We start from the raw sequence: 23823 nt of genomic DNA, 5'->3' as shown, positions 1-23823 counted from the left end.
GTGGACAATGCTGTGGACAAGTCCTCTCCAACGACGCTAGTCGTTTGATTCTTATCGAATAACTTGCACTGTCGCAATTCCATGCAGCTTTGCGGCGTGGGCGCCAATCCGCTTGGCTATAATGCGCCGACTTCCACCGCCGAAAGCTGTCATGTCGTCATCTTGTTCTGATCTCGTGGGGCCTGCAGAGGCTTCCCGTTCGCGGCTGGCTTTTGGGCGACTCGCTCATGGCTGAGGCAAACGCGGCCCCGCAGGCCGGCCTGTTACACGGGCTATTTCTGGCGTTGCGCCGTGATCGCCTCTTTCAGATTCTCTTGCTGGGCCTGGTGCTGCTGGCTTTTGTCACGCCATCCGCGATCGTTCACTATCCACGCATGGTGGACTGGCCGACTATCGCCACGCTGGGCGGATTGCTTACGCTGACGAAAGGCGTTGAAACTTCGGGTTATCTGCCGCGCGTAGCGCGCAAGCTGGTCGGGATGATGCCGAACGAGCGAGCGCTTGCGCTATTTCTGGTCGCCACGACCGGACTGCTGTCCACGGTACTGACCAACGATGTCGCGCTGTTCGTGATGGTGCCGCTGACGCTGACGCTGGCACGCGCGGGGGTGCCGCTCGGTCGCCTGGTCATCTTCGAAGCCATGGCCGCCAATGCCGGATCGACGGCAACGCCGATCGGCAATCCGCAAAACCTGTTTCTCTGGCAATTGTCCGGCACTCCCTTTTCCGAATTTCTGCTGGCCATGCTGCCGCTGGCTGCCGCGCTGATGCTGGCGCTGGCCTGCCTGACGTTGCTCGCATTTTCTTCAAAGCCGTTGAAATTCGATGCCGATGGCACGGCACATGACACTGACCGCCGTCTGCTCACGGTGGCCTTGCTGCTGTACCCGCCGTTTCTGATCCTGACGGACCTGCATCATCCGCTGGCAGCCTTGCTGCTGGTGGCGCTGCCTTTTCTCATCCTCTGGCGCCGGGTTCTTGCTCAGGTGGATTGGGCGCTCATCCTGATATTCATCCTGATGTTCATCGACTTGCGGCAGGTCGCCAATTTGCCAGCGCTGCGCGAATGGATCGCACATTGGCATCCCGAACACACCCCGCAGCTCTTCCTGCTCGGCGTCGGCGCTTCGCAGCTGATCAGCAACGTGCCGGCTGCGATTCTTCTGGCTGAATACAGCAAGGATTGGAAGACGATTGCCTTTGCGGTGGATGCCGGAGGCTTCGGCCTGATCATTGGTTCGCTGGCCAACATCATCGCGCTGCGCATGGCGCCGGAACGGGGGATCTGGTTGCGCTTCCATGCGTGGTCGCTGCCATTTCTGGCAGCGGCGGCCGGCATTGCATGGTGGCTGCGTTAGAAAGAGAGATTTAGCTTGGCGTGACACCGCCGCGCCAGTAGCGGCGGTGTGAACTTCTGAAGATGGCTTCAGCGATGGCGGTGATGCTGCATCATCGCGCCGCCGCCGACATTGTCATCAAAAATCTGCTTCTGCAGCGGTGACAGCGTGGCGTAGAAGACTTTCATCGCCTCGAGATGCTTGCTCATCATGGCTTCGCGTTCGCGCATCGCCGTGAGCATCTTTTCCACCCGCTCCGGCGCTGGCAGCTTGCGCATATCCTCACGTTGCGGCGGCTGCTGCGTTGCGCTCGGCTGAATCGCGGCGATGTAGGTTTTCCATGCGGCTTCCTGCTTTGCGTCGAGCTTGAGCTTGTCGTGCAGCTCGGTCTGGCGACGCTGGAAATGCTGGAGCCGGTCCCCTCCTCCCTGATGATGTTCGCCAGCCATCATCGGGTCGGAACCAGGCCCGGGACCGCCGGCGGCCGGCGGTGCGGCAAAGGCGGCGCCCGAGATGCCGGCGGCGAGCAGCGTGGTCAGCAGCGATTGATAGAGCTTGTTCATTGTGATTCCTTCCTTGCGGTGGTTGAGAGATGTGCAGACCGGCTCTGCACATGCTGCACATGATGCCCAAACCATGTATCGGAAAGATGTCAGCAAGCTGCGGCTTTGTATCGCCGTGTATCAGATGTATCGGGATGCTGTCATGGCGCGTTGCGCCGCCCGCCTATGCTTCGCGCGCACGATACCGATACCTACGCTTACTCGTCCATCCCGTTGAGCGATTCGATGTCGCCGATGGCCAGTCTGAGCATCATTTTCGGCGTTGCTTCCGAGGGCGATATGCCGGTTGCCATCGCATCCGGCACGGCCTTCTTGAGCAAACCGTCGCGTTCGATAAAGTATTCGCCCTTGTCATAGGCGATCAGATAGGTAAGGCGTTTTCCGGTGCTGCGAGTGTATTGCTGCGAGGGCATGGTTATCACTCCTTTCTTGACTTCATCAGGGTTAGACCGGTCCGCCGGCGCAAGCCAGCGAACGAGAGGCTTGTCGCATTGTGCATCCTGCATGCCGTATCGGTGCGACGGCGCGTTTCGGCATGACAGCACGATGGCAGGAATCGATTCAACCACGACTGGGCTTTTCCAGTCATGTTGGCGCCAAAGGCATGACATGGTTCAAGCGGCCGCGTCCGAAATTTAGCGGTAAGGATCAGGAGCGCATCCGGCAAGCTTGCAATCGTGATGCCGGAAGTCGCTGTCCGGCCCTACTGCTTGCCATCTTCCGGAGCTGGTTTCGTGGTGCGCAATTCCCGGTAAATACCACCGCCGCCAACGCTGCCGCTGGTGCTTCCTTCGCCGCGCACGCGCCGTTCGCAGTCGGCACGGTCATCCGGCGGCAAGGGCTGGCAACGCTGCATTGCGTTACGCTGGTAATCCGAACCATTGCTCAGATCGCCTTTTTGCGCCGCCTGGCGTGCAGCGCCCGCTTCGCGCAAACAAGTCGCCTGGTCTTCGGCAGTTCGGCCGGCAAGACAATCGGCACGTTGCTGCTGATAACTGTCGTCGGTCCCGGAAGACTTGGCTTTACCCGCCGCAAAGCTTGGCGAGCAGACAAGCATTGTGCTGACAGCGATGACAATGCCGGCACAACAGGATTGTAGATAAGCATTGGGGTGTTTCATGGTTTTGGCTCCCTTGATAAGAAAACCCAATGTAATGCGATTTTCAGGCACTGTCTGTGCGCTGCCCTACCTATCTCTGCCCAGCGTTGACATTGCATAAATATCAATTCCCGGATTCGGATAAACTTAGCAACATTGCAACTCATGGGTCGGTGATGCCATGGAAAACGGACTGCCCGAATTCGATGTTCTGGTACGGCTGCACGAACAGGATCCTGAAGCGTTTGAGCGTTATCGACGCAAGATGTTGCGTCAGGCAGTTGATACAGCTCCAGCGCGGCATCAGGCCGCGCTGGAGGAATTGCTGGAGGTTATAGAAATCCGGCGCGCGCGCGCCGGCAGCCCGATCGAGGCGGCCGCCACTGCGTTCCAGATGATGCGGCAATCGGTTTCGCAGCTGCAGGACGCATGGCGCATCGGTTTGAAAGCGGCATCACAGGCGCAAACCGAAGCACTGCTGCTGCGCTTGCGCCTGCGCTGAACGCCGCTCGTCAGGCCGCAGGCGCCATCAGGCTTGGCGGCGGCAGAGATCGCGGTTGATCGCGCTGATCACCGCTTTGAACGATGCCGTTGCGATGTTCGCGTCGATGCCAACCCCAAAGGTGGTCGGCCCATTGCCGACCCGGAGTTCAATGTAGCTCGCCGCCTTCGCATCCGCCCCGCTGCCGATCGCATGTTCGTGGTAATCCATCACGCGCACGTCTAGTGCGAGCGCGCGCACGAATGCATCGATCGGCCCGTTGCCTGCGCCTTTCACCTCGAGAGCCATGCCATCGTGCCGCAGCACGGCGTCAATCTGCACTGGTTCCGGATCCGAGGTGTTTTCACTCATCCGGTGGCCGACATAGGCATAAGGCGTTTCCCCTTCCAGGTATTCGGCGCTGAAGATGCGATGGATTTCCCGGGCGGTGATTTCCTTGCCGGTGTCATCCGCAGCAGCCTGCACTGCCTTGCTGAATTCAATCTGCAAGCGGCGCGGCAAGGCCAGGCCGTATTCCTGTTCGAGCAGATACGCCATGCCGCCCTTCCCAGACTGACTGTTGACCCGAATCACCGCATCATAATTTCGGCCGAGGTCGGCGGGGTCGATCGGCAGGTAGGGAATGTCCCAGACGTCGCCCGGGCGGTACTGCGCAAAGCCCTTCTTGATCGCATCCTGGTGCGATCCCGAGAATGCGGTGAATACCAGGTCGCCAACATAGGGGTGGCGCGGATGCACTGGAATCTGATTGCACTCTTCGACACACTGGCGCACCGCATCGATGTCCGAGAAGTCCAGTCCCGGATGCACGCCTTGGGTATAGAGGTTCAGCGCGAGGGTGACCAAGTCAACATTGCCGGTGCGCTCGCCATTACCGAACAGGCAGCCCTCCACCCGCTGCGCGCCGGCCATGACGGCAAATTCCGCTGCAGCGATGGCCGTGCCGCGATCATTGTGCGGATGCACGCTCAGGATGATGGCGTCGCGCCTGGCGAGATGGCGGTGCATCCATTCGATCTGGTCGGCGTAGACGTTTGGTGTGCTGCTTTCCACGGTGGACGGCAGGTTGATGATCATCTTGCGTTCCGGCGTCGGCTGCCATACCTCGGATACGGCATCGCAAACTTCCTTGGCGAAATCCAGTTCAGTCTGGCTGAAGGATTCGGGGGTGTATTCAAAGCCCCAATCGGTCTCCGGCAGATCGGCGGTGAGATGCTTCACCAGGCGCGCGCCACGCACCGCGATGCCCTTGATTTCTTCGCGCGGCAGATTGAAAACGACGCGCCGGAATGCCGGCGCCGTCGAGTTATACAGGTGAATGATCGCCCGCTTCGCGCCCTGCACCGCTTCCACCGTGCGCCGGATCAACTCCTCACGCGACTGCGTCAGAACGATGATCGTGACGTCTTCCGGTATACGGTTTTCCTCGATGAGCATGCGCACAAAATCGAAGTCGGTCTGCGAAGCCGAAGGAAAGCCCACTTCGATTTCCTTCAGGCCGGTTTGCAGCAGAAGATTAAAAAATCGCAGCTTGCGCTCTGGACTCATTGGCTCAATCAGTGCCTGGTTGCCATCGCGCAGATCGGTGCTCATCCAGATTGGCGGCTTGGCGATGACTTGGTCTGGCCAAGTACGGTCCTTCAGGCCTACTGGCGCAAAGGGGGCATATTTGCTTGAGGGATTGCTCAACATCATGATCGGTCCTTGTCTGTGTCGGCGGCGGATTTCGGCTCCGCCGTGAATGGGGCATCGTGGCTTATTCCGGCTGCCTGGCTGCCACGTCAACGCGAGGCCAGGCAACCGATCGCTAGCGGTAGCAGCGCAAGTGCACGTGCAAAGACATGCAGGCCGAAAATTTCGCCGTCGATTCGTGTTGCGGGGATCAGTTTGAAATGCATGCTCGTCGTTCCTGCGTTCTGTTGACCGTTGCCTGCGCCGGAGATGGGCGCCCGCCTTGTGGCGGTGCAGAGTGCGTATTTACGCTAGGCGTAGTCGTAGCGCCAGGGCCGCAGGAGCGGATAGCGAGAACGGGAACAATTGACGGGATGCGGGAGGCATCCGAGCACCATAAGTGCTCGGCGGATGGATTGTCAAGCGGGGATTTGCAGTGTTAACGCTGCAGCAGCGCAAGAATCTGGCTTAATTCACTGCGCAGCTCGGCCACGTCGACAACTGGAGGCGGCGGTGTAACGGGTTCATCTTCGAGGTCGCCGAACTCAGCCAGGCGACGTCCGAGCTTGTTACGTGCACCGCTAATCGTAAAACCCTGCTCGTAGAGCAATTCACGAATACGCCTTATCAGCAGTACTTCATGATGCTGGTAATAGCGCCGGTTGCCACGACGTTTTACCGGTCGCAATTGGGTGAATTCCTGCTCCCAATAGCGCAGCACATGCGGCTTAACGCCGCACAATTCGCTGACTTCCCCAATGGTGAAATAACGTTTGGCCGGTATCGGCGGAAGTTCGATCAGTTCTTGCTTGTTGTTCTTATCAGTCATGGACACGAATTACACCACGCGGGTAAGTGGCTTGCGGCTAGCCGCTTCGACCAAACCTTTCAGTTTCTGGCTGGCATGAAAAGTGACGACGCGGCGTGCGGTAATTGGGATAGCTTCGCCAGTTTTTGGATTGCGGCCCGGACGCTGCGGTTTATCGCGCAATTGGAAATTGCCGAAGCCGGACAATTTCACCTGCTCACCACGCTCAAGCGCATCGCGTATCTCAAGGAAGAAGGTTTCCACCATGTCCTTGGCCTCACGCTTGTTCAAACCGACCTGCTCGAAAAGCAGCTCGGCCAGCTCAGCCTTGGTCAAGGTTGGCAGCTCTTTTTGCGCCTGTGAGCGCGCCTGGGCTTCCATTAATGCGCGATCGAGGTCGGCGGCCAATACGGATTGAAATTCGGCTGAGTTCACATCATTCATTTCGGTTATCTCCACCCAAGTCAGGCGCGGAGCGTAGCACCGCATTTTTGTTGGGCAGCCTCAATGAATGCAGCCATCGCGGCGTCCACATTGTTGTCGTTCAGAGTCGTTTGAGTATCTTGCAATGTGAATCGGAAAGCAAGGCTTTTTTCATCATTTTGCAAGCCTTTCCCGCGATATTCATCAAATAAAACAATGGCTTGGACCAATCGGCCAAGTGGATTCGATAATTTCTCAGAGGAAAAAACATCCAATAAATCTTGTGACTGAACGTGGCTTTTCACCAACAAGGCGAGGTCTCGGTTAACTGCCGGAAATTTCGAAATTTCTTGATAGACAGGCACCCTTTGCGCTTGCAATGCCAATGCATCGACTTCAAACAAAACCGGAGCCAAAGGCAGCTCGTACTTCTGCTGCCAGCGCGGATGCAGCTCTCCGATGAGGCCGATTTCCCGTCCTTCAAACATCACTGCAGCCGAGCGTCCCGGATGCAAGGCCGGGTGGTTGGTACGTGCAAAGCGCAAGCTATCAGCGTCGAACATCGCTTCAAGGTCGGCTTTTACATCAAAGTAATCGACATTGCGTGCCGGCGCTCCCCATTGCTCGGTTAGAGCTTGACCATACGCCAGCGCTGCCACCCGCTTCGGCTGCACATAACCCGCCACCGAAAGCGGACCGTCTTGGGATTGGCTGTCGCGCAGGAAAGCTGAACCAATTTCGAAGATGCGAACCCGGTTGTTCTTCCGGTTCAGGTTGTAACGTACATTGGCAATCAGACCGCCGATCAGGGTCGAACGCATGACGCTCATCTGGCTGGCGATCGGGTTCAGCAAGCGAATGGGATTGGTGTTATTGGCAAAATCCTGCTCCCAGGATTCTTCAACGAAACTGAAATTGACGACTTCCTGGTAATCCAGATCCGCGAGTTCACGGCGTATCGTAAAGAGCGAACGCTGATTTTCCGGACGAATGCGCATTGCGTTCGCGGCAACCGGCGGCTGTGCCGGAATGTTCTCGAATCCGTACACGCGCGCGATTTCTTCGATCAGGTCTTCCTCGATGTCGATATCGAAGCGGTAAGTTGGCGGCGTCACACTGAACAGGCCTGGTTCGTGGCTGAACGGCAAGCCGAGTCGCGTGAAGATATCGGCAATCTGCTCATCATTCAGCGGCACACCAATGATCTTCTGCGCACGCGCTGTGCGCACTGAAACTGGCTTGCGCTCCGGAAGCGTGGTGATCTGATCTTCCACCGGCCCAATCATCGTAATGCCAGATTGACCACAAATCTCTACGATTAGCGCGGTGATGCGCTCGATATGTTCAACCGTGGTCGCATAGTCGACGCCGCGCTCGAAACGATGGGCGGCGTCGGTGGAAAAATTGTAGCGACGTGCACGGCCCTGCAGCGCCTGGGGGTGCCAGAATGCGGCTTCGAGATAAATGTTGACGGTATCTAGGCTCACCGCAGTAGCGTCGCCGCCCATGATGCCCGCCAGGGATTCGACTTGCTGCTCATCAGCGATCACGCCGACCCACTCATCAAGCTCGACCGTATTGCCGTTCAACAGCTTCAGGCTTTCGCCCTTGCGCCCCCAGCGCACATCCAGTCCGCCATGAATCTTGTCGAGATCGAAGACATGCGTCGGTCGGCCCAGTTCGAGCATTACATAGTTGGAGATATCCACCAGAGCCGAAATCGAGCGTTGGCCGCTGCGCTCCAGGCGCTGCTTCATCCAGTCGGGCGTTGCCGCACGCGCATTCAGGCCGCGGATGATCCGTCCCGAGAACCGTCCACACAGATCAGGTGCCGAAATCCGCACCGGCAGCTTCTCATCGGAGTTTGGTATCACGGGCTGGGACGTCGGCGCATGCAAGGGCACGCCGGTCAGCGCGGACACTTCCCTCGCCACGCCGAGTACCGAAAGGCAATCCGCCCGATTCGGTGTCAGCTTGATGGTGAATTTGAGGTCGTTGAGGCGATAGTAATCACGGAAATTCTTTCCGATTGGCGCATCGACCGGCAATTCGAGCAGGCCGCCATGATCCTCGGACAAACCGAGTTCGCGCGCCGAGCACAACATTCCCTGAGACTCTACGCCGCGAAGTTTGCCTATCTTGATTTCGAAAGCCTTGCCGTCCTCGCCGGGTGGCAGCGATGCGCCTGGCAATGCGCACGGCACATGCATTCCCGCGCGAACGTTGGGCGCTCCGCAAACAATATTGAGCAGGGAACCGGAGCCGGCATCGACCTGGCACACATTGAGCCGATCCGCATTCGGATGGCGAGTCACCTCGACCACCTTTGCCACCACGACCCCGGTGAACGGCGGCGCCACGGGCTCCACCTCTTCCACTTCCAGACCAGACATCGTCAACAGATGCGCCAGTTCATCCGAAGTGATTTTCGGATTGGCCATCGTGCGCAGCCAGCTTTCGGAGAATTGCATAGTGAACCGTGCCTAATTGCTTAATTGAATTGTTTTAGGAAGCGCAGGTCGCCTTCGTAAAACAGACGCAAGTCGTTGATGCCATAGCGCAGCATCGTCAGCCGTTCCAAACCCGAGCCGAATGCGAAACCGGTGATTTGCTCCGGATCGAAGCCCATGTTCCGGATGACTGTTGGATGCACCTGCCCGGCTCCGGAAACCTCGAGCCAGCGGCCCTTCAACGGACCGCTGCCGAAAGCAATATCGATCTCGGCCGAAGGTTCGGTAAACGGGAAATAGGATGGACGAAACCGCACCTGCAAATCATCGGTTTCAAAAAAGGCGCGCACGAAGTTCAGATAAACGCCCTTGAGATCGGCGAAGCTGATGTCCCGGTCCAGCCACAGGCCTTCGACCTGATGGAACATCGGCGAATGCGTGGCATCACTGTCTACGCGGTAGGTCCGTCCCGGAGCGATGACCTTGATCGGCGGCTGGTTCATGCGCGCGTAACGCACCTGCATCGGGCTGGTATGGGTGCGCAGCAGCAGCGGCTTACCCTGGCTATCCTTGCCGTCGACATAGAAGGTGTCCTGCATCGAACGTGCGGGATGATTTTCCGGGCTGTTCAGTGCGGTGAAATTGGTCCAGTCGTTCTCGATTTCCGGGCCGTCCGCCACCTCGAAACCGATCGAACCGAAGATTTCCTCAATGCGCTGCCAGGTACGCATTACCGGATGAATGCCGCCGAAGCGGCGACCGCGCCCCGGAAGCGTGACATCGATGGCTTCCGCATTTAAACGGGACTGCATCTGCGCATTGGCAAGCGCATCACGGCGCGCCGTCAGCGCGGCCTCGATTTTTTCCTTCGCGGCGTTGATGATGGCGCCTTGAGAGCGCCTTTCTTCCGGCGCAAGCTTGCCAAGGCCTTTCATCTGCTCGGTGATCTGGCCGGTCTTGCCTAGGTATTTGGCCTTTGCGTTTTCCAGCGCCACGGCGTCCGGCGCCAAGGCAAAATCGGCCTGGGCCGCTGCTACGATGTCTTCTAAGGAGCTCATGCGATGATTTCCCGCATTCATGAAAAGCCAAAACAGGCGAGCCTGATTCGGCCCGACAAACAAAGCGGGGCAAAGGTGTGACCCTGTGCCCCGCTTGGCGCTCACCCTTTACGGGCGATGGCAACAACCGCTCAAGCGGCGATCGTGGCTTTGACTTGGTTGACGATTGCGGCGAATGCCGGCTTGTCAGTCACCGCCATATCGGCCAAGACCTTGCGGTCCAGTTCGATCGCGGCGCGCTTCAGGCCATTCATGAAGACGCTGTAGGTCAGGCCATGCGAACGGGAAGCGGCGTTGATACGCGCAATCCACAGTGCACGGAATACGCGCTTCTTGTTACGGCGGTCGCGATAGGCATATTGCCCAGCGCGCATAACCGCCTGCTTGGCGACGCGGAAGACTTTGCTGCGACGGCCGCGGTAACCCTTGGCGGCGTCAAGAACTTTCTTGTGACGGGCCCGTGCCGTGACCCCACGTTTTACTCTAGGCATGTTAACTCCTTAATGTGAGGTTAGGCGAACGGCATCATTGCGCGAACGGAATCGAGGTTCGTCGCATGGACGTTCTCAGCACCGCGCAGCTGGCGTTTGTTCTTGGTGGTTTTCTTGGTCAGGATGTGGCGCTTGAAGGCTTGACCGCGCTTGACGGTGCCACCCGGACGTACACGAAAGCGCTTTTTGGCGCTGCTCTTCGTTTTCATTTTTGGCATAACAATACCTGTCCTTATGGACAGCTCCATTTTTGACATGATTGCAGGTGGCAGCCTGTGGCTGCACTTGGATGCCTGCACTCACTTGTTTGTCACCAGCCTGAATGACTGGCGCAGTTCGCGCGAAACGCCCGCAAAAGGCGTCTGCACAAATTCTTTTTCGGAAACCGCGACGCTACGCTTACTTTTTCTTCTTCGGCGCCAAAACCATCACCATCTGGCGACCTTCCATCTTTGGCCATTGCTCAACCTGGCCAAAAGGCTCGAGATCTGCCTTCAGACGTTCCAGCATGCGCATACCGATATCCTGGTGCGCCATCTCGCGACCACGAAAACGCAAGGTGATCTTGGTCTTGTCACCCTCTTCAAGGAACTTGATGAGGTTACGCAACTTGATGTTGTAATCACCATCATCCGTGCCAGGGCGGAATTTGATTTCCTTGACCGAGATAATTTTCTGCTTGAGCTTGGCTTCGTGGGCGCGCTTCTGTTCCTGGTACTTGAACTTGCCATAGTCCATCAGGCGACACACCGGAGGAACCGCGTTCGGTGCGATTTCGACCAGGTCCACGTTTTTTTCTTCCGCCATGCGGAAGGCTTCGGCCAGGCTAACGATGCCCAAAGGCTCGTTCTCGATCCCGGATAGACGCACCTCCGGCGCATGAATTTCGCCATTGATGCGATGCGACTTGTCAGTAGCTATCGTAGTTTCCTTTGGAAAATCTAAAGATTAGACCGCGCCTATGCTCGGTGGAGCTTCGCTTCAGGCTTTGGTGTCACGTTCCATTGCCAGGCGTTCCACCAAGGCGTCGATCGGCATGCTGCCTAGATCGACATTGCCACGCGCGCGCACGGCCACTGTGTTTGCATCCCTTTCCTTATCGCCAACAACAACAATGTATGGGATTTTTTGGACAGAATGCTCGCGTATTTTATAGGTTATTTTCTCGTTCCGCAAATCGGCGTTGACTCTAAATCCTTGTTTTTTCAGAGCTTGTGCAACATTTTGTGCATATTCAGCCTGTGCATCCGAAATATTGAGCACAACGACCTGCACTGGCGCCAGCCAAAGGGGTAATGCACCCGCATGGTTTTCGATGAGCATGCCGATGAAACGCTCGAGCGAACCGAGGATCGCGCGATGCAGCATTACCGGCGTCTTGCGCGTGTTGTCTTCCGCGACATACTCGGCGTCGAGACGAACTGGCATTGAAAAGTCAACCTGGATAGTGCCGCACTGCCACATGCGGCCGATCGCATCCTTCAACGTGTATTCGATTTTCGGGCCATAGAAAGCGCCCTCGCCTGGAGCGATTTCAAACTCGCAACCGGAACGACGCAGCGACTCGATCAGCGCCTGCTCCGCCTTGTCCCACAACTCATCCGCACCAACACGCTTCTCGGGGCGAGTAGCGACCTTGTAGATGATCTCGTTGAAACCGAAATCCCGATAAACCTTTTGCAGCAGTGCGGTCGCATTTACGCATTCATCGAGGATTTGATCCTCGGTGCAGAAAATGTGGCCATCATCCTGCGTAAAACCACGCACCCGCATCATGCCGTGCAGTGAACCCGACGGCTCGTTGCGATGGCACTGTCCAAACTCGCCGTAACGCAGCGGCAGTTCGCGATAGGAATGCAGATTGGATCGGAAGATCTGCACATGTCCCGGACAATTCATCGGTTTCAACGCATAGGCGCGGTTTTCCGATTCCGTCGTGAACATGTTCTCCTTGTAGTTTTCCCAGTGGCCGGATTTCTCCCACAGGCTGCGATCGAGAATCTGCGGCGCCTTCACTTCCTGGAAACCATTCTCCTGGTACACGCGCCGCATGTATTGCTCGACCTGCTGCCAGATCGTCCAACCTTTTGGATGCCAGAAGATAAGGCCTGGCGCCTCGTCCTGGAAATGGAACAAATCGAGCTGGCGGCCGAGCTTGCGATGGTCGCGCTTTTCCGCCTCTTCCAGCATATGCAGATAGGCTTCCTGATCTTCCTTCTTCGTCCATGCGGTGCCGTAGATACGCTGCAGCATCTCGTTCTTCGAATCGCCGCGCCAATAGGCTCCGGCAAGCTTCATCAGCTTGAAGACTTTCAGCTTGCCAGTGGATGGCACGTGCGGGCCGCGGCACAGATCGGTGAACTTGCCTTCGCTGTACAGCGACACGTCCTCGTTCTGCGGAATCGAAGCGATGATTTCCGCCTTGTAGTCTTCGCCGATCGACTTGAAGAAAGAGACAGCCTCGTCGCGCGGCAGCACCGAGCGCGTCACTGGCTCATCCTTTTTGGCCAGTTCCGCCATCTTCTTCTCGATTGCCTGCAGATCTTCGGGCGTAAACGGACGCTTGTAGGAAAAGTCGTAGTAGAAACCATTTTCGATCACCGGGCCGATGGTCACCTGCGCTTCGGGGAACAGCTCCTTGACCGCATAGGCCAGCAAGTGCGCCGTGGAATGACGAATGACGTCGATGCCTTCCGGATCCTTGTCGGTAACGATGGCCAGATCGACGTCATGATCGATGAGGAAAGAGGTGTCGACGACCTTGCCATCGACCTTGCCAGCGAGCGCAGCCTTGGCCAGGCCGGAACCGATACTGGCCGCGACTTGCGCTACCGTTACAGCTTGTTCGAACTGTCGCTGCGAACCATCGGGAAGTCTGACTGAAATCATGGTGTTCTCCATCGGCCGGGATGTCACCCTGCCGCAATCGAATAAGGGAAAAACGAGGACGAAAAAAAACGCGGACCAGCCGCGCTTTTTCATGATGCAGGAACGAAAAAGAACCCGACTAGCGTCGCGTGAGGAACATCAAAGTCGTAGTTCGCGGTGTCATAACCGTTGCTGCCTTTCTCGCTCTTACAAAATGGATGGAAATAAGGCTGCCGAGAATAGCAGAGTCCGCAAGCTTTTGCTAGCGAGCCCGGCGCCCGAGATCGTGCATCCGCTTCAACCAGCGCGCACGCCCCTCGTCACCCTGTGTCTCAACACTACCAATCAGGGTCGATCTGACCGGGCCAATCCCAACGAAGCGCAACACATTACGTTCCAGACTCTTGAGACTGTGCGCCCGGAAGAACCAGCGATACACGGGCGCAGGCATTCCCATGCTGACCACCACCCGGGCGCTGCGACCCGCGAGCGGCTTGGCTGCGCGCGCGCCCGCCGCATCGAAAGCGAATCCCGGCCGCAACACCTGCTCGAGAAATCCCTTCATCAATGCGGGCATTTCGCCCAGCCACATTGGATAAAGAATAACGAGGTGATCGCTCCAGCGCAGCGCATCCTGAGCAGCAAGCAAGGCTTGCGGACAAGCTTCATGCTCCCATTCCTTTTGGCTGTGCAGCAGCGGGAAGTTCAGTTCAGCGACCGTAATAAGCCGCAATTCTGCCCCGCCCTCCCTTGCGCCATCAGCGTAGGCATCCGCCAGCGCATGCAGGTAATGCCGCTCGCCGTTATCCGGATGTCCTTGTATCAGCAATACGCGCCTTCCCATGCCACTGCCTCGCCGTAATTACACTGCGACTTCCGACCCTGGCACGGCACGCTGCTGGCGCAGCCGGCGGTAGGCCCAACCAGCCCAGCCGCCGATGCCGGTAATCAGAGCGAAGAACACCAGAATCCGACCAAGAAACGGTATGCCCGCAACGATACCGAGCAGCACCAGCGCCAATGCGAAGAACAGGATCTGTCTTGCGGGCGTCGTTGTGCCGTCATGTTGGCGCAGCGTTTCGCAAGCCTTGCGCCCGATGACGAAAGCGGCGCCTAGGTAACCGAGCATCAGCACCAGGGGATACATCAGCATCAAGGTAAAACCGATCGGAATGCCAATGATGGTCAGCACGAAAAACAGCGCCAGCAGCGGCAGCGCGACCAGAGTCGCCAAGCCGAGCAAGGCGCTGCGCAAGGGCGCCTGTCCGATCGACTGCTGCACGCCGCCGATTGCATTCGGGAACAGCAGGAAAAGCAGCGATCCGCAAGCCAGCATGCTGAGCCCAAACATCGGGTGGAACCAGAAACCGGATTTCACCTGCGCTGCCGCAGGCCGTTCTTCGTCTTCGCGTATCACCTGCCCTCTCACTAGGTGCCTCTGTTCATCGGACAAGGGATTGCGGCTTGCATAATGCAGATTGCCGACAATCACTGCTCCGGGGAGCAGCTGCAGCTCATCACCAACCAAACGTGCATCGCCGCCGACCCTGCCGGCAAGCGTGATTTTTCCCGCATAAACCTTGGCGTTGCCATCGATGCTGCCGTTGATAGCCACTTCGCCGCCAGCGATGCTGGCATTGCCAAGCACCTGCGCGGCAGGACCGAGGTGGACTTCGCCGCCGGCCGCCGACAAGTCCTTGCCGACCCGCGCGTCGATATTGACCCTCCCTCCTGCAGCGCGCAGGTCGCCGCCCATGTCGCCTGCCGCACGCACATCCCCCGCGGCCAGCGTGGCAAGGCCGCTAACCGATTGCGCCACGTTCACCTGCCCGCCAAAGGCATACAGATCGCCCTCAACCGGCACATTCACCTTGACCACACCGCCGCTCAGGTAGCGCGTTTCAGCCGCGGAGCTTTTTACCGTTTCGTTATCAGCGACAGCGAAAAGTGGAAGAGTGGCCAGAACCAATGCCGCAGCAATAGGGAAGCATGAAGACATGACGACCTCCGGACAGGGCGCGAGCGTTAAGCCGAATGAACGAAGTTTCATACTAGCCGGCACTTGTCGTCACCTGAAGTAGCGCGCTTGACATACATCAAAAATTACAGCAACGGGCGGATTGCGCAGCCTCAGGAAAAGCAGAGGTATACAGGTTGTGAGTCGCGCCAGCCACAAAGGCAGGCTGGACATGAATGAAGAAGTGAAAGGACGAAAAAAAACACCATCACAAGGATGGTGTTTTTCAGCCCAATGGATCTTGTTCCTCTGATGAAGACCAACATTCATTGGTAGGCACGATTGGACTCGAACCAACGACCCCTACCATGTCAAGGTAGTGCTCTAACCAGCTGAGCTACGCGCCTGAGGAAGCAGGATTATAGGGGGGCGAAACGATTTTGCCAAGGCTCATTTTCAATATTCGGCAAGTGCCGTTCCGGGTCCTAGTTTCTGCGCACTTCCTGCACACCCTTCACCTCCCGAATGATGTGCAATGCGCGCTGCAACTGCTCGGTGGACTCGATCTCCGCGGTGAAGCCCATGCGCGCCTGGCCTTTGCTCGATTGCGTGCTCACACCGATTACGTTGATCTTTTCGCGCAGCAGCACATCCGAAATATCGCGCAGCAAGCCCTGACGATCCTGGGCAAGGATGAAGATATCCACCGGGTACACCGTACCCGCGCCGGATGCGCCCCATTCGGCTTCGATCACACGCTCCGGCGCGGCAGCTTCCATTGCCCGAAAGTTTTTGCAGCTGCTCCTGTGGATGGATACGCCCTTGCCGCGGGTGACGAATCCTATGATGGGATCCGGCGGCGCCGGCTTGCAGCAACGCGCGAGCTGCGTCAGCAAGCCTTCAGTGCCGACGACCAGCACGCCCGATTTCGCTCCCGCTGCAACGCTCGATGCGCGACTCTTGCGCGGCACGACCGCCTCATCCGGATTGACGGTCTTGCTGGCCTTGTCCTCATCATCCGCATGCAATGCCTGTTCGACATGACGCAGGCTGAATTTTTCGCGTCCGATGTCACCGAGCAAATCATCCAGCTTGGCAAAACCGAGCCGGTGCGCCAGGTCTTCCAGGTTCACCGCGGTCTTGCCTTCACGCTGCAGCGTCTTCTCCAGCAGCGCGCGGCCTGCGGTCAAGGTTTCCTGATGCTCGATCGCATTGAACCAGGCGCGTATCTTCGTGCGAGTGCGCGGGCTGGCGACATAGTCGCCGGAGAGCCAATCGCGCGACGGTCCCGCGGCCCCGGTCGCGGCAGCCTCGCCCTTGGCGGTAATGATCTCCACTGTCTGTCCGTTCCGCAGCTGGGTATTCAACGGCACCATTACGCCATCGACCTTCGCCCCGCGGCAGCGATGGCCGACATCGCTGTGCAGGTGATAAGCGAAGTCGATCGGCGTCGCGCCCTTGGGCAGTTCGATCACGCGGGCCTGCGGCGTCAATACATAGACCTTGTCGTCCAGCGCTGCTGATTTCAATTGCTCGACCCAGTCGCGCCGGATCTCCTCGCCGCCAACGACCGCATCCACGACCTCGCTCTTCCAGGCCAGCAACTGCCGCAGCCAGGCAATCTTCGCGTCGTACTTCTGGCCGGCCGAGCCCGGGCTTTCCTTGTAGCGCCAATGCGCGGCCACGCCATATTCGGCGAAGTGATGCATCTCGCTGGTGCGCACCTGCACTTCGAGCGGGCGGCCATCCTCGGCCATCACCACGGTGTGCAGCGAGCGATAGCCATTGGCCTTCGGCCGCGAGATGTAGTCGTCGAACTCCTTTGGTATCGGCTGCCAGATGTTGTGCACGATGCCCAGCACTGCATAACAGGTCTTCACATCGTCGACGATGACGCGGAAGGCGCGCACATCGTAGAGCTCGGAAAAGTCCAGCGACTTGCCGCGCATCTTGTTCCAGATGCTGTAGATGTGCTTGGGCCGGCCGCTGACCTCGGCCTTGATGCCGGCCGCCGCGAGCTCGGCCTTCAGGCGCGCGATCGCGGCATTGACGAACTGCTCGCGACCCATGCGCTTTTCCTCGAGCATGCTGGCAATGCGCTTGTAGGTTTCCGGCTCGAGGAAGCGGAAGGACAAATCCTCCAGCTCCCATTTCAGCTGCCAGATGCCGAGCCGGTTTGCCAGCGGCGCATACAGGTCCATCGTCTCGCGCGCATATTGCGAAGTGCGTTCGTTCTGGATCTTGTTGTCGGCGAAGTATCGCAGCGTGGTCAGCCGCGACGCAAGGCGCACCAGCACCACGCGCATGTCTGCAGCCATGGCCAGCAGCATCTTGCGCAGCGCTTCCACCTGCGCGCCAGCCTGTGCTGCACCCTTGTCCGGCGCGGCCTTGTGCTGTCCGAAAGTGGTTTCGTGCAGCTTCATCATCTGGCGGATACGGTCGACCAGTTCCACGATTTCCGCGCCGAAGCGGGCTTCGATGGTTTCCGCGGCCTTGGCATCGATGACGGGCAGCTCGAACAGCAGTCCGGCAATGCGTGTCGGCGCATCGGTACGCAGCGAGGCAAGGGTTGCCGCCACATTCCCGGCAAACACGAAGGCGTCCTGGCCGGTGGCTACCGGGTGGCCTGAATACAGCGGGCGCACGAATTCCAGCGCCTCCAGCACCCGTGCGCCCTCTTCCTCGCTCAGGCTGGCAATCAGCTGCGAAGACACATCGTTCTGTGCGACCGCGATGGAGACCATTGCCGCTTATTGCTGTGCCGCCTGGGCTGCAGTGACGACTATCTCGACCAGCAGCTCGGGTCGTGCCAGTCTGGCCTCAACCGTTGCGCGCGGCGGCGTATGACCCTGCGGCACCCACTCCTTCCATACCGCATTCATCGCATCGAAATCCGCCATGTCAGCAAGAAAGATCTGGCACATCAGGATGCGTGTCCTGTCGCTGCCGCATTCGGCCAGCAGCCTGTCGATATGACCCAGCACCTCGCGGGTCTGGCCTTCGATATTGTGCGTGACGTTCTCGGCGATCTGGCCTGCCAGGTAGACGATGCCGTTGCAGATCGCGGCTTCCGACAGCGTCGGGCCCACATGCAGCCGCTTGATATCCATCTCAGTTCCTCTTGTCTTTTCCAACCCGCTCAATCGAGCAGGAAATTCTGTACGGCCGCGATCTGGTTCAGATGCATCAGCGTCGGTGCATGACCGACGCCTTCGAATTCCACCAGTTGCGGCTTCGGGCCGCGTTGCGTCATTTCCCGCGCAGCATCGGAAGTCAGCAAGTCCGACTCGCTTCCTCGCAACAGCAGCGTCGGGCAGCGTATCGCGTCATAGGCAGCCCAGAGCAAGGCCTGTGCCTGCGCTGCGCTTTCCACTGTCGTGCTCTGGAACGGCGCGGCCAGCTGCGGATCGTAATGGCGTATCCACTTGCCGTCGGCATCCTGCTTCAACACATCGTCGGCAATCTTGTTCCACTGGTCTTCGGTATGCGGCCCGAAAGGCGCGCTGATTTCGCGGATGTAGGCGCGCGCGGTATCGAGGCTATCGAAGCGGCGTTGCAGGCTGATATAGGCGCCGATGCGCGCCAGCGCCTCGCCATTGAGCGCCGGGCCAACATCATTGAGCACCAGGCGACGTAGCGGATTGCCTTCCAGCGATGCCACGCCCATACCGATCAAACCACCCATCGAAGTGCCGCACCAGTCCAGCGTTTCGGCATCGAGCCGGGCCAGCAGCGTGACCATGTCCGACACATACTGCGGCAGCACATAAAAGGCCGGATTGCGCAGCCAGGAAGAGCGGCCGCGCCCGACCACATCCGGGCAGACGACACGGAAACGATCGCACAGCACGCGGGCCAGGTCGTCGAAGTCATCCGATACCCTGGTGACACCATGCACGCAGACCAGCACATGCGGATTGCGCGGGTCTCCCCATTCCTTGTAGGCCATGGTATGAAGGCCGGCCGGGGACAGGCACTGCACCGTCTTTTGCGCGGGGACGGAAGTTGCGGGAAGAATCATAGGCGTTACCGTAGAAGTACTGAAGGAAGGGCCAGCTCGGCATGAAGGCAACATTCTAACGATGCCAGCATTTAGAATCATTAGCCGAATCAACCGTCATCGTCATTCACCACCGAGGATACTATGCAAGGAACGACTCTCAGAGGCAAGACCGCCCTCGTCACCGGCTCCACCTCCGGCATCGGCCTGGGAATCGCGCTCGCGCTGGCGGCGCAAGGCGCAAACATCATGTTCAACGGTTTCGGCGACCCGACCGCGATCACCAAGCTGCAGGCGGACACGGCCAAGGAATTCGGCATCAAGACTTCCTACCACAACGCCGACATGTCGCGCCCGCAGGAGATCGAGCTGATGATGCGCGCCGCTGCCGATGAGTTCGGCGGCGTCGACATCCTGGTCAACAATGCCGGCATCCAGCATGTGGCCAACATCGAAGATTTCCCGGTGGAGAAATGGGATGCGGTGATTGCCATCAACCTGTCCTCGGCATTTCACACCACGCGCCTGGCGCTGCCGCGCATGAAGGCCAACAACTGGGGACGCATCATCAACATCGCGTCAGCCCATGGCCTGGTCGCTTCCGCGCAAAAGTCCGCCTATGTCGCGGCCAAGCATGGCATCGTCGGACTGACCAAGGTCACCGCGCTGGAGAACGCGCAAACCGGCATCACTTGCAATGCGATCTGCCCGGGGTGGGTGTTGACGCCGCTGGTGCAGAAGCAGGTTGATGCGCGCGCCGCGGAAGGCGGTATCTCCGTTGAAGAAGCCAAGCGCAAGCTGCTGCTGGAGAAGCAGCCCTCCGGCGAATTCGTCACGCCCGAGCAGCTCGGCGCGCTGGCCGTGTTCCTGTGCAGCGACGCCGCGCAGCAGGTACGCGGCGCGGCATGGAACATGGATGGCGGCTGGGTCGCGCAGTAACCGAGTCGCGGCGGCCGGCCGCGATGCCGGTCTGCATTCCTTCCGCAAAGGAAAATGGCGCCCGCGGGCGCCATTGCTCTTACATGACTGCCGGCATTACTGCACGGCCGACACATCCAGCGGTGCGCTGGTCTTCGAGACGATCTCATCAACGGTGACGCCGGGCGCCAGCTCCGCGAGCTTCAGACCCTTGTCGGTGATATCAATCACACCGAGGTCGGTGATGATGCGGTTCACCACGCCCACGCCGGTCAGCGGCAGATCGCATTGCTTCAGGATCTTGTGCGAGACGCTGCCGTCCTTGGCCTTGGCGACATGTTCCATCAGCACCACGACGCGCTTCACGCCGGCCACCAGGTCCATCGCGCCGCCCATGCCCTTGACCATCTTGCCCGGGATCATCCAATTCGCCAGGTCGCCATGCTCGGAAACCTGCATCGCGCCAAGAATGGCCAGATTGATCTTGCTGCCCCGGATCATCGCAAATGAATCCGCCGACGAAAAATAAGACGAGCCCGGCAGCGCGGTCACGGTCTGCTTGCCGGCGTTGATCAGGTCGGGGTCGACCGAGTCATTCGTCGGGAACGGGCCGATGCCAAGCAAGCCGTTTTCCGACTGCAGCCACACTTCCATGTCTTGCGGCACATAGTTCGCCACCATCGTTGGCATGCCAATGCCGAGGTTGACGTAAAAGCCGTCCTGCAATTCCTTCGCCGCACGCGCGGCCATTTCTTCACGTGTCCATGCCATGATCTTGTCCCCCGATTATTGTGCGCGTACGGTGCGTTGCTCGATGCGCTTCTCCGGGTTCGGATTCACGACGATGCGATGCACGAAGATGCTGGGCGTGTGCACCTGGTCCGGATCGAGCTCACCAACCTCGACCAGCTTCTCGACTTCTACCACGGTGATCTTGCCGGCCATGGCCACGTTTGGATTGAAGTTGCGCGCGGTCTTGTTGTAGACCAGGTTGCCGGACTTGTCGGCCATGTAGGCCTTGACCAGCGAGATGTCCGGCACCAGCGAGCGCTCCATCACATACTGCTCGCCATCGAATTCGCGCACATCCTTGCCTTCTGCAACGATGGTGCCCACGCCGGTCTTGGTAAAGAAAGCCGGGATGCCGGAACCGCCGGCGCGCAGCTTTTCAGCCAGCGTGCCCTGCGGCGTGAATTCCAGCTCGAGTTCGCCGGCGAGGTACTGCCGCTCGAATTCCTTGTTTTCACCGACATAGGAAGCGATCATCTTGCGGATCTGGCGCGTGCCCAGCAGCAGGCCGAGACCGAAGCCGTCGACGCCGGCGTTGTTCGAGATGGCGGTGAGGTTCTTCACTCCCGAATCGCGCAGCGCAGCGATCAGCGCTTCCGGGATGCCGCAGAGGCCGAAGCCGCCGACGGCGATCATCTGTCCGTCCTTGACAATGTCCGCGAGCGCGCTCGCGGCATCGGGATAAACTTTCTTCATGGCTTCCCTTTGTGTAAAGTGGGTTGCATTCCGTTTGGAATATGCCCTTTTGCTAACGCCCCGAAGGATAATTCCGTCGCGCGGCGCGGCACAATACCGTAGAAGTACGAAGCACAAACATAACAACGGGCCATCGAGCCTACCACCAGATGAGACAGCCAGCAGCGATCGATTTTGAAATCATCTTCAAGCATGCGCCGATCGGCATGTGCGTGTCCGAGAAACGGGTCATCCAGGCTTGCAACCAGGCATTGATTCGCATGTTCGGATACGGCCCCACCGACCTGATCGGGAAATCGTTCTCGGTTCTGTATCCGTCTACCGATGAGTACGAGCGCACTGGCGCGCGCATTGTGCCGATCATGAATGCCTGCGGGCATTACTCGGATGAGCGCATCATGAAGCGCGCCAATGGTGAGATGTTCTGGTGCCATGTGACCGGCAGCGCGCTGATCAAGGATGATGCGCATGCAGCCGGCATCTGGACTTTCGAAGATCTGAGCGCGCGCCGCCCGGTCACCGCCGAGCTGACCGCACGTGAACGCGAGATCGCGGCGCTGCTGGTGGAGGGCAAGACCAGCAAGCTGATCGCGCGGCAGATCGGTCTGTCGCCGCGGACGGTGGAGATGCATCGCGCCAAGCTGATGCGCAAATTCGCTGCAGCGACGTCGAGTGAGTTGGTGAACAGGTTGCTCGGTGTGACGAAGCAGGCGGCGGACCTGCCGCGGACCGAAGCGACGATTTCGCGTTAATCCTCAGCAGCGACGAGAAAGCCGCTCCCGCATCTCTTCCGGCAGTGGCTTCGATTTCCCCGCAGTGAAGTCTACCCACACTACCTTCGCCGCGCCTTCGGCATTCAGCACTTCGGGCTGATCGACGCGCCGGATTTCGTGATAGGTCTCGAAGCTCGAACGCCCGAAGGCGCCGACGAAAGTCCTGATCTCAATTTCTCCCGGATACTCCAGCTGCTTCAGGAATGTGCAGCTGGCATTGATCAGCACCGGTCCCTCGCCCTGCGGATTCGGCGGCGCGCCGGCCGCGCTGAACCAGTCGATGCGCGCGGTCTCGAGATAGGTGAAATACATCGCGTTGTTGACATGTCCCATCATGTCCATGTCGCCCCAGCGTATCGGCATGCGGGTCACATGCACCAGCGTGCGTTCGGCCGTCATCAGTTCGCGCTCATGCCGTCATCGGCGGTCATGATTGCGCCATTGATGAAATGCGCTTCGTCGGACGCCAGCAGCAGCAACAGGCCGTCCAGGTCCTTCGGTTCACCGACGCGTTTGCGCGGCAGCATGTTGATCAGATTCTTGCCCTGCTCGCTTTCGAAATGCTCCTGGTTGATCTCGGTGCTGATGTAGCCGGGGCAAATCGCATTCACATTGATGTTGTAGCGGCCCCATTCCACCGCCATCGACTTCGTCATATGCACCACTGCGGCCTTGCTGACGCAGTAGATGCCGATCTGCGGCAGTACCCGCAAGCCCGCGACCGAAGCGATGTTGATGATGCGGTGCTGCTTCTTGGGATCCCCCTTGGCGCGGGCAATCATGCGCTTGGCAGCTTCCTGCGCGACGAAGAAGGCGCCGCGCTGGTTGGTGTCCATGACGAATGCATAGTCGTCCGGGGTGACGTCGATCAGGCGCTGGGTGGTGGAGACGCCGGAATTGTTGACCAGGATATCGATGGGACCTGCCTCGGTTTCCGCATGCGCGATCGCCGCCTTGATACTGCCGTAGTCCGTCACGTCCAGGCTGACCACATGCGCGGCGCCACCATCGGCTTCGATCTCGGCACGCAATTCCTTGAGCCGCTCGATGCGGCGCGACGCCAGCACGACTTGCGCACCGGCCTGTGCCAGTACCTTGGCAAAACGCGCGCCCAGGCCGCTGGAAGCCCCGGTGACCAGCGCGATCTTGCCTTCGAAATTCATTTCGATACCCATGGTGTTCCCCTTTTTCTGTTCTGATGCCTTGTCAGACTATTGAAAAACGTAGCGAGCGGGTTGAGGAACGGAATCGTACGAATAGTACGGTGAGCACCTCAAGTCCCAGGATCGGCACACGCAGTAATTTGGCAATAGCCTGTTATTCTTCGAGCGCGGAAAAACGCTCAGTAGATTACTGGATATTGCGGCAATAAGTAGAGCGGTTTCTTCCTGTTGAGCCATTCTTTCGAGAGGATGAGGCT

25 protein-coding genes and 1 tRNA gene are annotated in these 23823 nt (G+C 58.8%); 4 read left to right on the top strand and 22 right to left on the bottom strand.

Going from position 1 to position 23823, the window contains the following annotated elements; translation table 11 throughout:
• Window positions 1-227: 227 nt before the first annotated feature.
• Window positions 228-1358 carry an SLC13 family permease gene (locus tag JJB74_RS05965; protein ID WP_200590920.1) on the top strand — a complete coding sequence of 377 codons (1131 nt, stop codon included), beginning with the start codon at window positions 228-230 and terminating at the stop codon, window positions 1356-1358.
• 68 nt (window positions 1359-1426) lie between these two features.
• Here the strand turns inward: JJB74_RS05965 and JJB74_RS05960 are convergent, their stop codons facing one another.
• From JJB74_RS05960 to JJB74_RS05950, 3 genes are all read right to left on the bottom strand, one after another.
• Window positions 1427-1900 carry a Spy/CpxP family protein refolding chaperone gene (locus tag JJB74_RS05960; RefSeq protein ID WP_200590919.1) on the bottom strand — a complete coding sequence of 158 codons (474 nt, stop codon included), beginning with the start codon at window positions 1898-1900 and terminating at the stop codon, window positions 1427-1429.
• 197 nt (window positions 1901-2097) lie between these two features.
• A complete protein-coding gene (locus JJB74_RS05955; protein ID WP_200590918.1) occupies window positions 2098-2469 on the bottom strand; it encodes a hypothetical protein in 372 nt (123 codons plus the stop codon).
• Window positions 2470-2603: 134 nt separating this feature from the next.
• Window positions 2604-3071 carry a hypothetical protein gene (locus tag JJB74_RS05950; protein WP_325170096.1) on the bottom strand — a complete coding sequence of 156 codons (468 nt, stop codon included), beginning with the start codon at window positions 3069-3071 and terminating at the stop codon, window positions 2604-2606.
• A gap of 109 nt (window positions 3072-3180) precedes the next feature.
• On the opposite strand from JJB74_RS05950, the gene JJB74_RS05945 reads away from it, so the two are divergent.
• A complete protein-coding gene (locus JJB74_RS05945; RefSeq protein WP_200590917.1) occupies window positions 3181-3501 on the top strand; it encodes a DUF3135 domain-containing protein in 321 nt (106 codons plus the stop codon).
• A gap of 27 nt (window positions 3502-3528) precedes the next feature.
• Here the strand turns inward: JJB74_RS05945 and leuA are convergent, their stop codons facing one another.
• The 15 genes from leuA to JJB74_RS05870 all read right to left on the bottom strand — a co-directional run bounded on the left by leuA (window position 3529) and on the right by JJB74_RS05870 (window position 19248).
• Window positions 3529-5196, bottom strand: coding sequence for a 2-isopropylmalate synthase (gene leuA, locus JJB74_RS05940; RefSeq protein WP_200590916.1), 1668 nt, complete (start codon window positions 5194-5196; stop codon window positions 3529-3531).
• Between the two features lie 415 nt (window positions 5197-5611).
• The gene (locus JJB74_RS05935; protein ID WP_200590915.1) at window positions 5612-6001 is read right to left on the bottom strand and encodes a MerR family transcriptional regulator; all 390 of its coding nucleotides are present in this window, start codon (window positions 5999-6001) and stop codon (window positions 5612-5614) included.
• A 9-nt stretch (window positions 6002-6010) separates the two neighbouring features.
• Window positions 6011-6424, bottom strand: a complete 414-nt coding sequence (locus JJB74_RS05930) for an integration host factor subunit alpha (protein WP_200590914.1) — start codon at window positions 6422-6424, stop codon at window positions 6011-6013.
• Window positions 6425-6444: 20 nt separating this feature from the next.
• On the bottom strand, window positions 6445-8874 hold the full coding sequence (pheT, locus tag JJB74_RS05925) for a phenylalanine--tRNA ligase subunit beta (RefSeq protein WP_200590913.1): 2430 nt from the start codon (window positions 8872-8874) through the stop codon (window positions 6445-6447).
• Window positions 8875-8894: 20 nt separating this feature from the next.
• Window positions 8895-9911: a phenylalanine--tRNA ligase subunit alpha gene (pheS, locus tag JJB74_RS05920; RefSeq protein ID WP_200590912.1), complete on the bottom strand. Its 1017-nt coding sequence runs from the start codon at window positions 9909-9911 to the stop codon at window positions 8895-8897.
• A 131-nt stretch (window positions 9912-10042) separates the two neighbouring features.
• Window positions 10043-10402 carry a 50S ribosomal protein L20 gene (gene rplT, locus JJB74_RS05915; RefSeq protein ID WP_200590911.1) on the bottom strand — a complete coding sequence of 120 codons (360 nt, stop codon included), beginning with the start codon at window positions 10400-10402 and terminating at the stop codon, window positions 10043-10045.
• 20 nt (window positions 10403-10422) lie between these two features.
• Entirely contained in the window at window positions 10423-10620 is a 198-nt protein-coding gene (gene rpmI, locus JJB74_RS05910; RefSeq protein WP_200590910.1) for a 50S ribosomal protein L35, read from the bottom strand.
• A gap of 181 nt (window positions 10621-10801) precedes the next feature.
• A complete protein-coding gene (gene infC / locus JJB74_RS05905; RefSeq protein WP_200591365.1) occupies window positions 10802-11323 on the bottom strand; it encodes a translation initiation factor IF-3 in 522 nt (173 codons plus the stop codon).
• A gap of 60 nt (window positions 11324-11383) precedes the next feature.
• Window positions 11384-13291, bottom strand: a complete 1908-nt coding sequence (gene thrS / locus JJB74_RS05900; RefSeq protein ID WP_200591364.1) for a threonine--tRNA ligase — start codon at window positions 13289-13291, stop codon at window positions 11384-11386.
• Between the two features lie 241 nt (window positions 13292-13532).
• On the bottom strand, window positions 13533-14099 hold the full coding sequence (locus tag JJB74_RS05895) for an NAD(P)H-dependent oxidoreductase (protein WP_325170095.1): 567 nt from the start codon (window positions 14097-14099) through the stop codon (window positions 13533-13535).
• 33 nt (window positions 14100-14132) lie between these two features.
• Window positions 14133-15269, bottom strand: a complete 1137-nt coding sequence (locus tag JJB74_RS05890) for a bactofilin family protein (RefSeq protein ID WP_200590908.1) — start codon at window positions 15267-15269, stop codon at window positions 14133-14135.
• A 288-nt stretch (window positions 15270-15557) separates the two neighbouring features.
• A tRNA-Val gene (locus JJB74_RS05885) sits at window positions 15558-15634 on the bottom strand.
• 78 nt (window positions 15635-15712) lie between these two features.
• A complete protein-coding gene (locus JJB74_RS05880) occupies window positions 15713-17971 on the bottom strand; it encodes a RelA/SpoT family protein (protein ID WP_200590907.1) in 2259 nt (752 codons plus the stop codon).
• 6 nt (window positions 17972-17977) lie between these two features.
• Window positions 17978-18337, bottom strand: a complete 360-nt coding sequence (locus JJB74_RS05875) for a RidA family protein (RefSeq protein ID WP_200590906.1) — start codon at window positions 18335-18337, stop codon at window positions 17978-17980.
• 29 nt (window positions 18338-18366) lie between these two features.
• On the bottom strand, window positions 18367-19248 hold the full coding sequence (locus JJB74_RS05870) for an alpha/beta fold hydrolase (protein WP_234484003.1): 882 nt from the start codon (window positions 19246-19248) through the stop codon (window positions 18367-18369).
• Between the two features lie 123 nt (window positions 19249-19371).
• Here JJB74_RS05870 and JJB74_RS05865 point away from each other — a divergent pair, with 123 nt between their 5' ends.
• The gene (locus JJB74_RS05865) at window positions 19372-20166 is read left to right on the top strand and encodes a 3-hydroxybutyrate dehydrogenase (protein WP_200590905.1); all 795 of its coding nucleotides are present in this window, start codon (window positions 19372-19374) and stop codon (window positions 20164-20166) included.
• Window positions 20167-20262: 96 nt separating this feature from the next.
• Here JJB74_RS05865 and JJB74_RS05860 read toward each other — a convergent pair whose 3' ends face one another.
• Window positions 20263-20916: a CoA transferase subunit B gene (locus tag JJB74_RS05860; protein ID WP_200590904.1), complete on the bottom strand. Its 654-nt coding sequence runs from the start codon at window positions 20914-20916 to the stop codon at window positions 20263-20265.
• A gap of 15 nt (window positions 20917-20931) precedes the next feature.
• Entirely contained in the window at window positions 20932-21630 is a 699-nt protein-coding gene (locus JJB74_RS05855) for a CoA transferase subunit A (RefSeq protein WP_200590903.1), read from the bottom strand.
• 149 nt (window positions 21631-21779) lie between these two features.
• On the opposite strand from JJB74_RS05855, the gene JJB74_RS05850 reads away from it, so the two are divergent.
• Entirely contained in the window at window positions 21780-22382 is a 603-nt protein-coding gene (locus JJB74_RS05850) for a LuxR C-terminal-related transcriptional regulator (RefSeq protein ID WP_200590902.1), read from the top strand.
• A gap of 3 nt (window positions 22383-22385) precedes the next feature.
• Here JJB74_RS05850 and JJB74_RS05845 read toward each other — a convergent pair whose 3' ends face one another.
• Together JJB74_RS05845 and JJB74_RS05840 are read right to left on the bottom strand one after the other, a co-directional pair.
• Entirely contained in the window at window positions 22386-22802 is a 417-nt protein-coding gene (locus JJB74_RS05845) for an acyl-CoA thioesterase (RefSeq protein ID WP_200590901.1), read from the bottom strand.
• Window positions 22802-23578, bottom strand: coding sequence for an SDR family oxidoreductase (locus JJB74_RS05840; RefSeq protein WP_200590900.1), 777 nt, complete (start codon window positions 23576-23578; stop codon window positions 22802-22804). Before JJB74_RS05840 ends, JJB74_RS05845 begins: the two co-directional genes overlap by 1 nt.
• Window positions 23579-23823 lie beyond the last annotated feature (245 nt).

The sequence above is a fragment of the Noviherbaspirillum pedocola genome (genome assembly GCF_016632335.1).
In the GTDB taxonomy this organism is placed as follows: domain Bacteria; phylum Pseudomonadota; class Gammaproteobacteria; order Burkholderiales; family Burkholderiaceae_D; genus Noviherbaspirillum_A; species Noviherbaspirillum_A pedocola.
Note: the sequence above shows the minus strand (reverse complement) of the source record. Positions and strands in the feature narration are given on the sequence as shown.

Coding starts and splice junctions, on each gene's coding strand:
- JJB74_RS05850 (WP_200590902.1), top strand. CDS start 21,780: ATGAGACAGCCAGCAGCGATCGATTTTGAAATCATCTTCAAGCATGCG.
- pheT (WP_200590913.1), bottom strand. CDS start 8,874: ATGCAATTCTCCGAAAGCTGGCTGCGCACGATGGCCAATCCGAAAATC.
- JJB74_RS05890 (WP_200590908.1), bottom strand. CDS start 15,269: ATGTCTTCATGCTTCCCTATTGCTGCGGCATTGGTTCTGGCCACTCTT.
- JJB74_RS05840 (WP_200590900.1), bottom strand. CDS start 23,578: ATGGGTATCGAAATGAATTTCGAAGGCAAGATCGCGCTGGTCACCGGG.
- JJB74_RS05870 (WP_234484003.1), bottom strand. CDS start 19,248: ATGATTCTTCCCGCAACTTCCGTCCCCGCGCAAAAGACGGTGCAGTGC.
- JJB74_RS05880 (WP_200590907.1), bottom strand. CDS start 17,971: ATGGTCTCCATCGCGGTCGCACAGAACGATGTGTCTTCGCAGCTGATT.
- rplT (WP_200590911.1), bottom strand. CDS start 10,402: ATGCCTAGAGTAAAACGTGGGGTCACGGCACGGGCCCGTCACAAGAAA.
- pheS (WP_200590912.1), bottom strand. CDS start 9,911: ATGAGCTCCTTAGAAGACATCGTAGCAGCGGCCCAGGCCGATTTTGCC.
- JJB74_RS05860 (WP_200590904.1), bottom strand. CDS start 20,916: ATGGCATGGACACGTGAAGAAATGGCCGCGCGTGCGGCGAAGGAATTG.
- JJB74_RS05855 (WP_200590903.1), bottom strand. CDS start 21,630: ATGAAGAAAGTTTATCCCGATGCCGCGAGCGCGCTCGCGGACATTGTC.
- JJB74_RS05845 (WP_200590901.1), bottom strand. CDS start 22,802: ATGACGGCCGAACGCACGCTGGTGCATGTGACCCGCATGCCGATACGC.
- JJB74_RS05875 (WP_200590906.1), bottom strand. CDS start 18,337: ATGGATATCAAGCGGCTGCATGTGGGCCCGACGCTGTCGGAAGCCGCG.
- JJB74_RS05935 (WP_200590915.1), bottom strand. CDS start 6,001: ATGACTGATAAGAACAACAAGCAAGAACTGATCGAACTTCCGCCGATA.
- JJB74_RS05960 (WP_200590919.1), bottom strand. CDS start 1,900: ATGAACAAGCTCTATCAATCGCTGCTGACCACGCTGCTCGCCGCCGGC.
- leuA (WP_200590916.1), bottom strand. CDS start 5,196: ATGATGTTGAGCAATCCCTCAAGCAAATATGCCCCCTTTGCGCCAGTA.
- JJB74_RS05945 (WP_200590917.1), top strand. CDS start 3,181: ATGGAAAACGGACTGCCCGAATTCGATGTTCTGGTACGGCTGCACGAA.
- JJB74_RS05865 (WP_200590905.1), top strand. CDS start 19,372: ATGCAAGGAACGACTCTCAGAGGCAAGACCGCCCTCGTCACCGGCTCC.
- JJB74_RS05930 (WP_200590914.1), bottom strand. CDS start 6,424: ATGAATGATGTGAACTCAGCCGAATTTCAATCCGTATTGGCCGCCGAC.
- JJB74_RS05965 (WP_200590920.1), top strand. CDS start 228: ATGGCTGAGGCAAACGCGGCCCCGCAGGCCGGCCTGTTACACGGGCTA.
- rpmI (WP_200590910.1), bottom strand. CDS start 10,620: ATGCCAAAAATGAAAACGAAGAGCAGCGCCAAAAAGCGCTTTCGTGTA.
- thrS (WP_200591364.1), bottom strand. CDS start 13,291: ATGATTTCAGTCAGACTTCCCGATGGTTCGCAGCGACAGTTCGAACAA.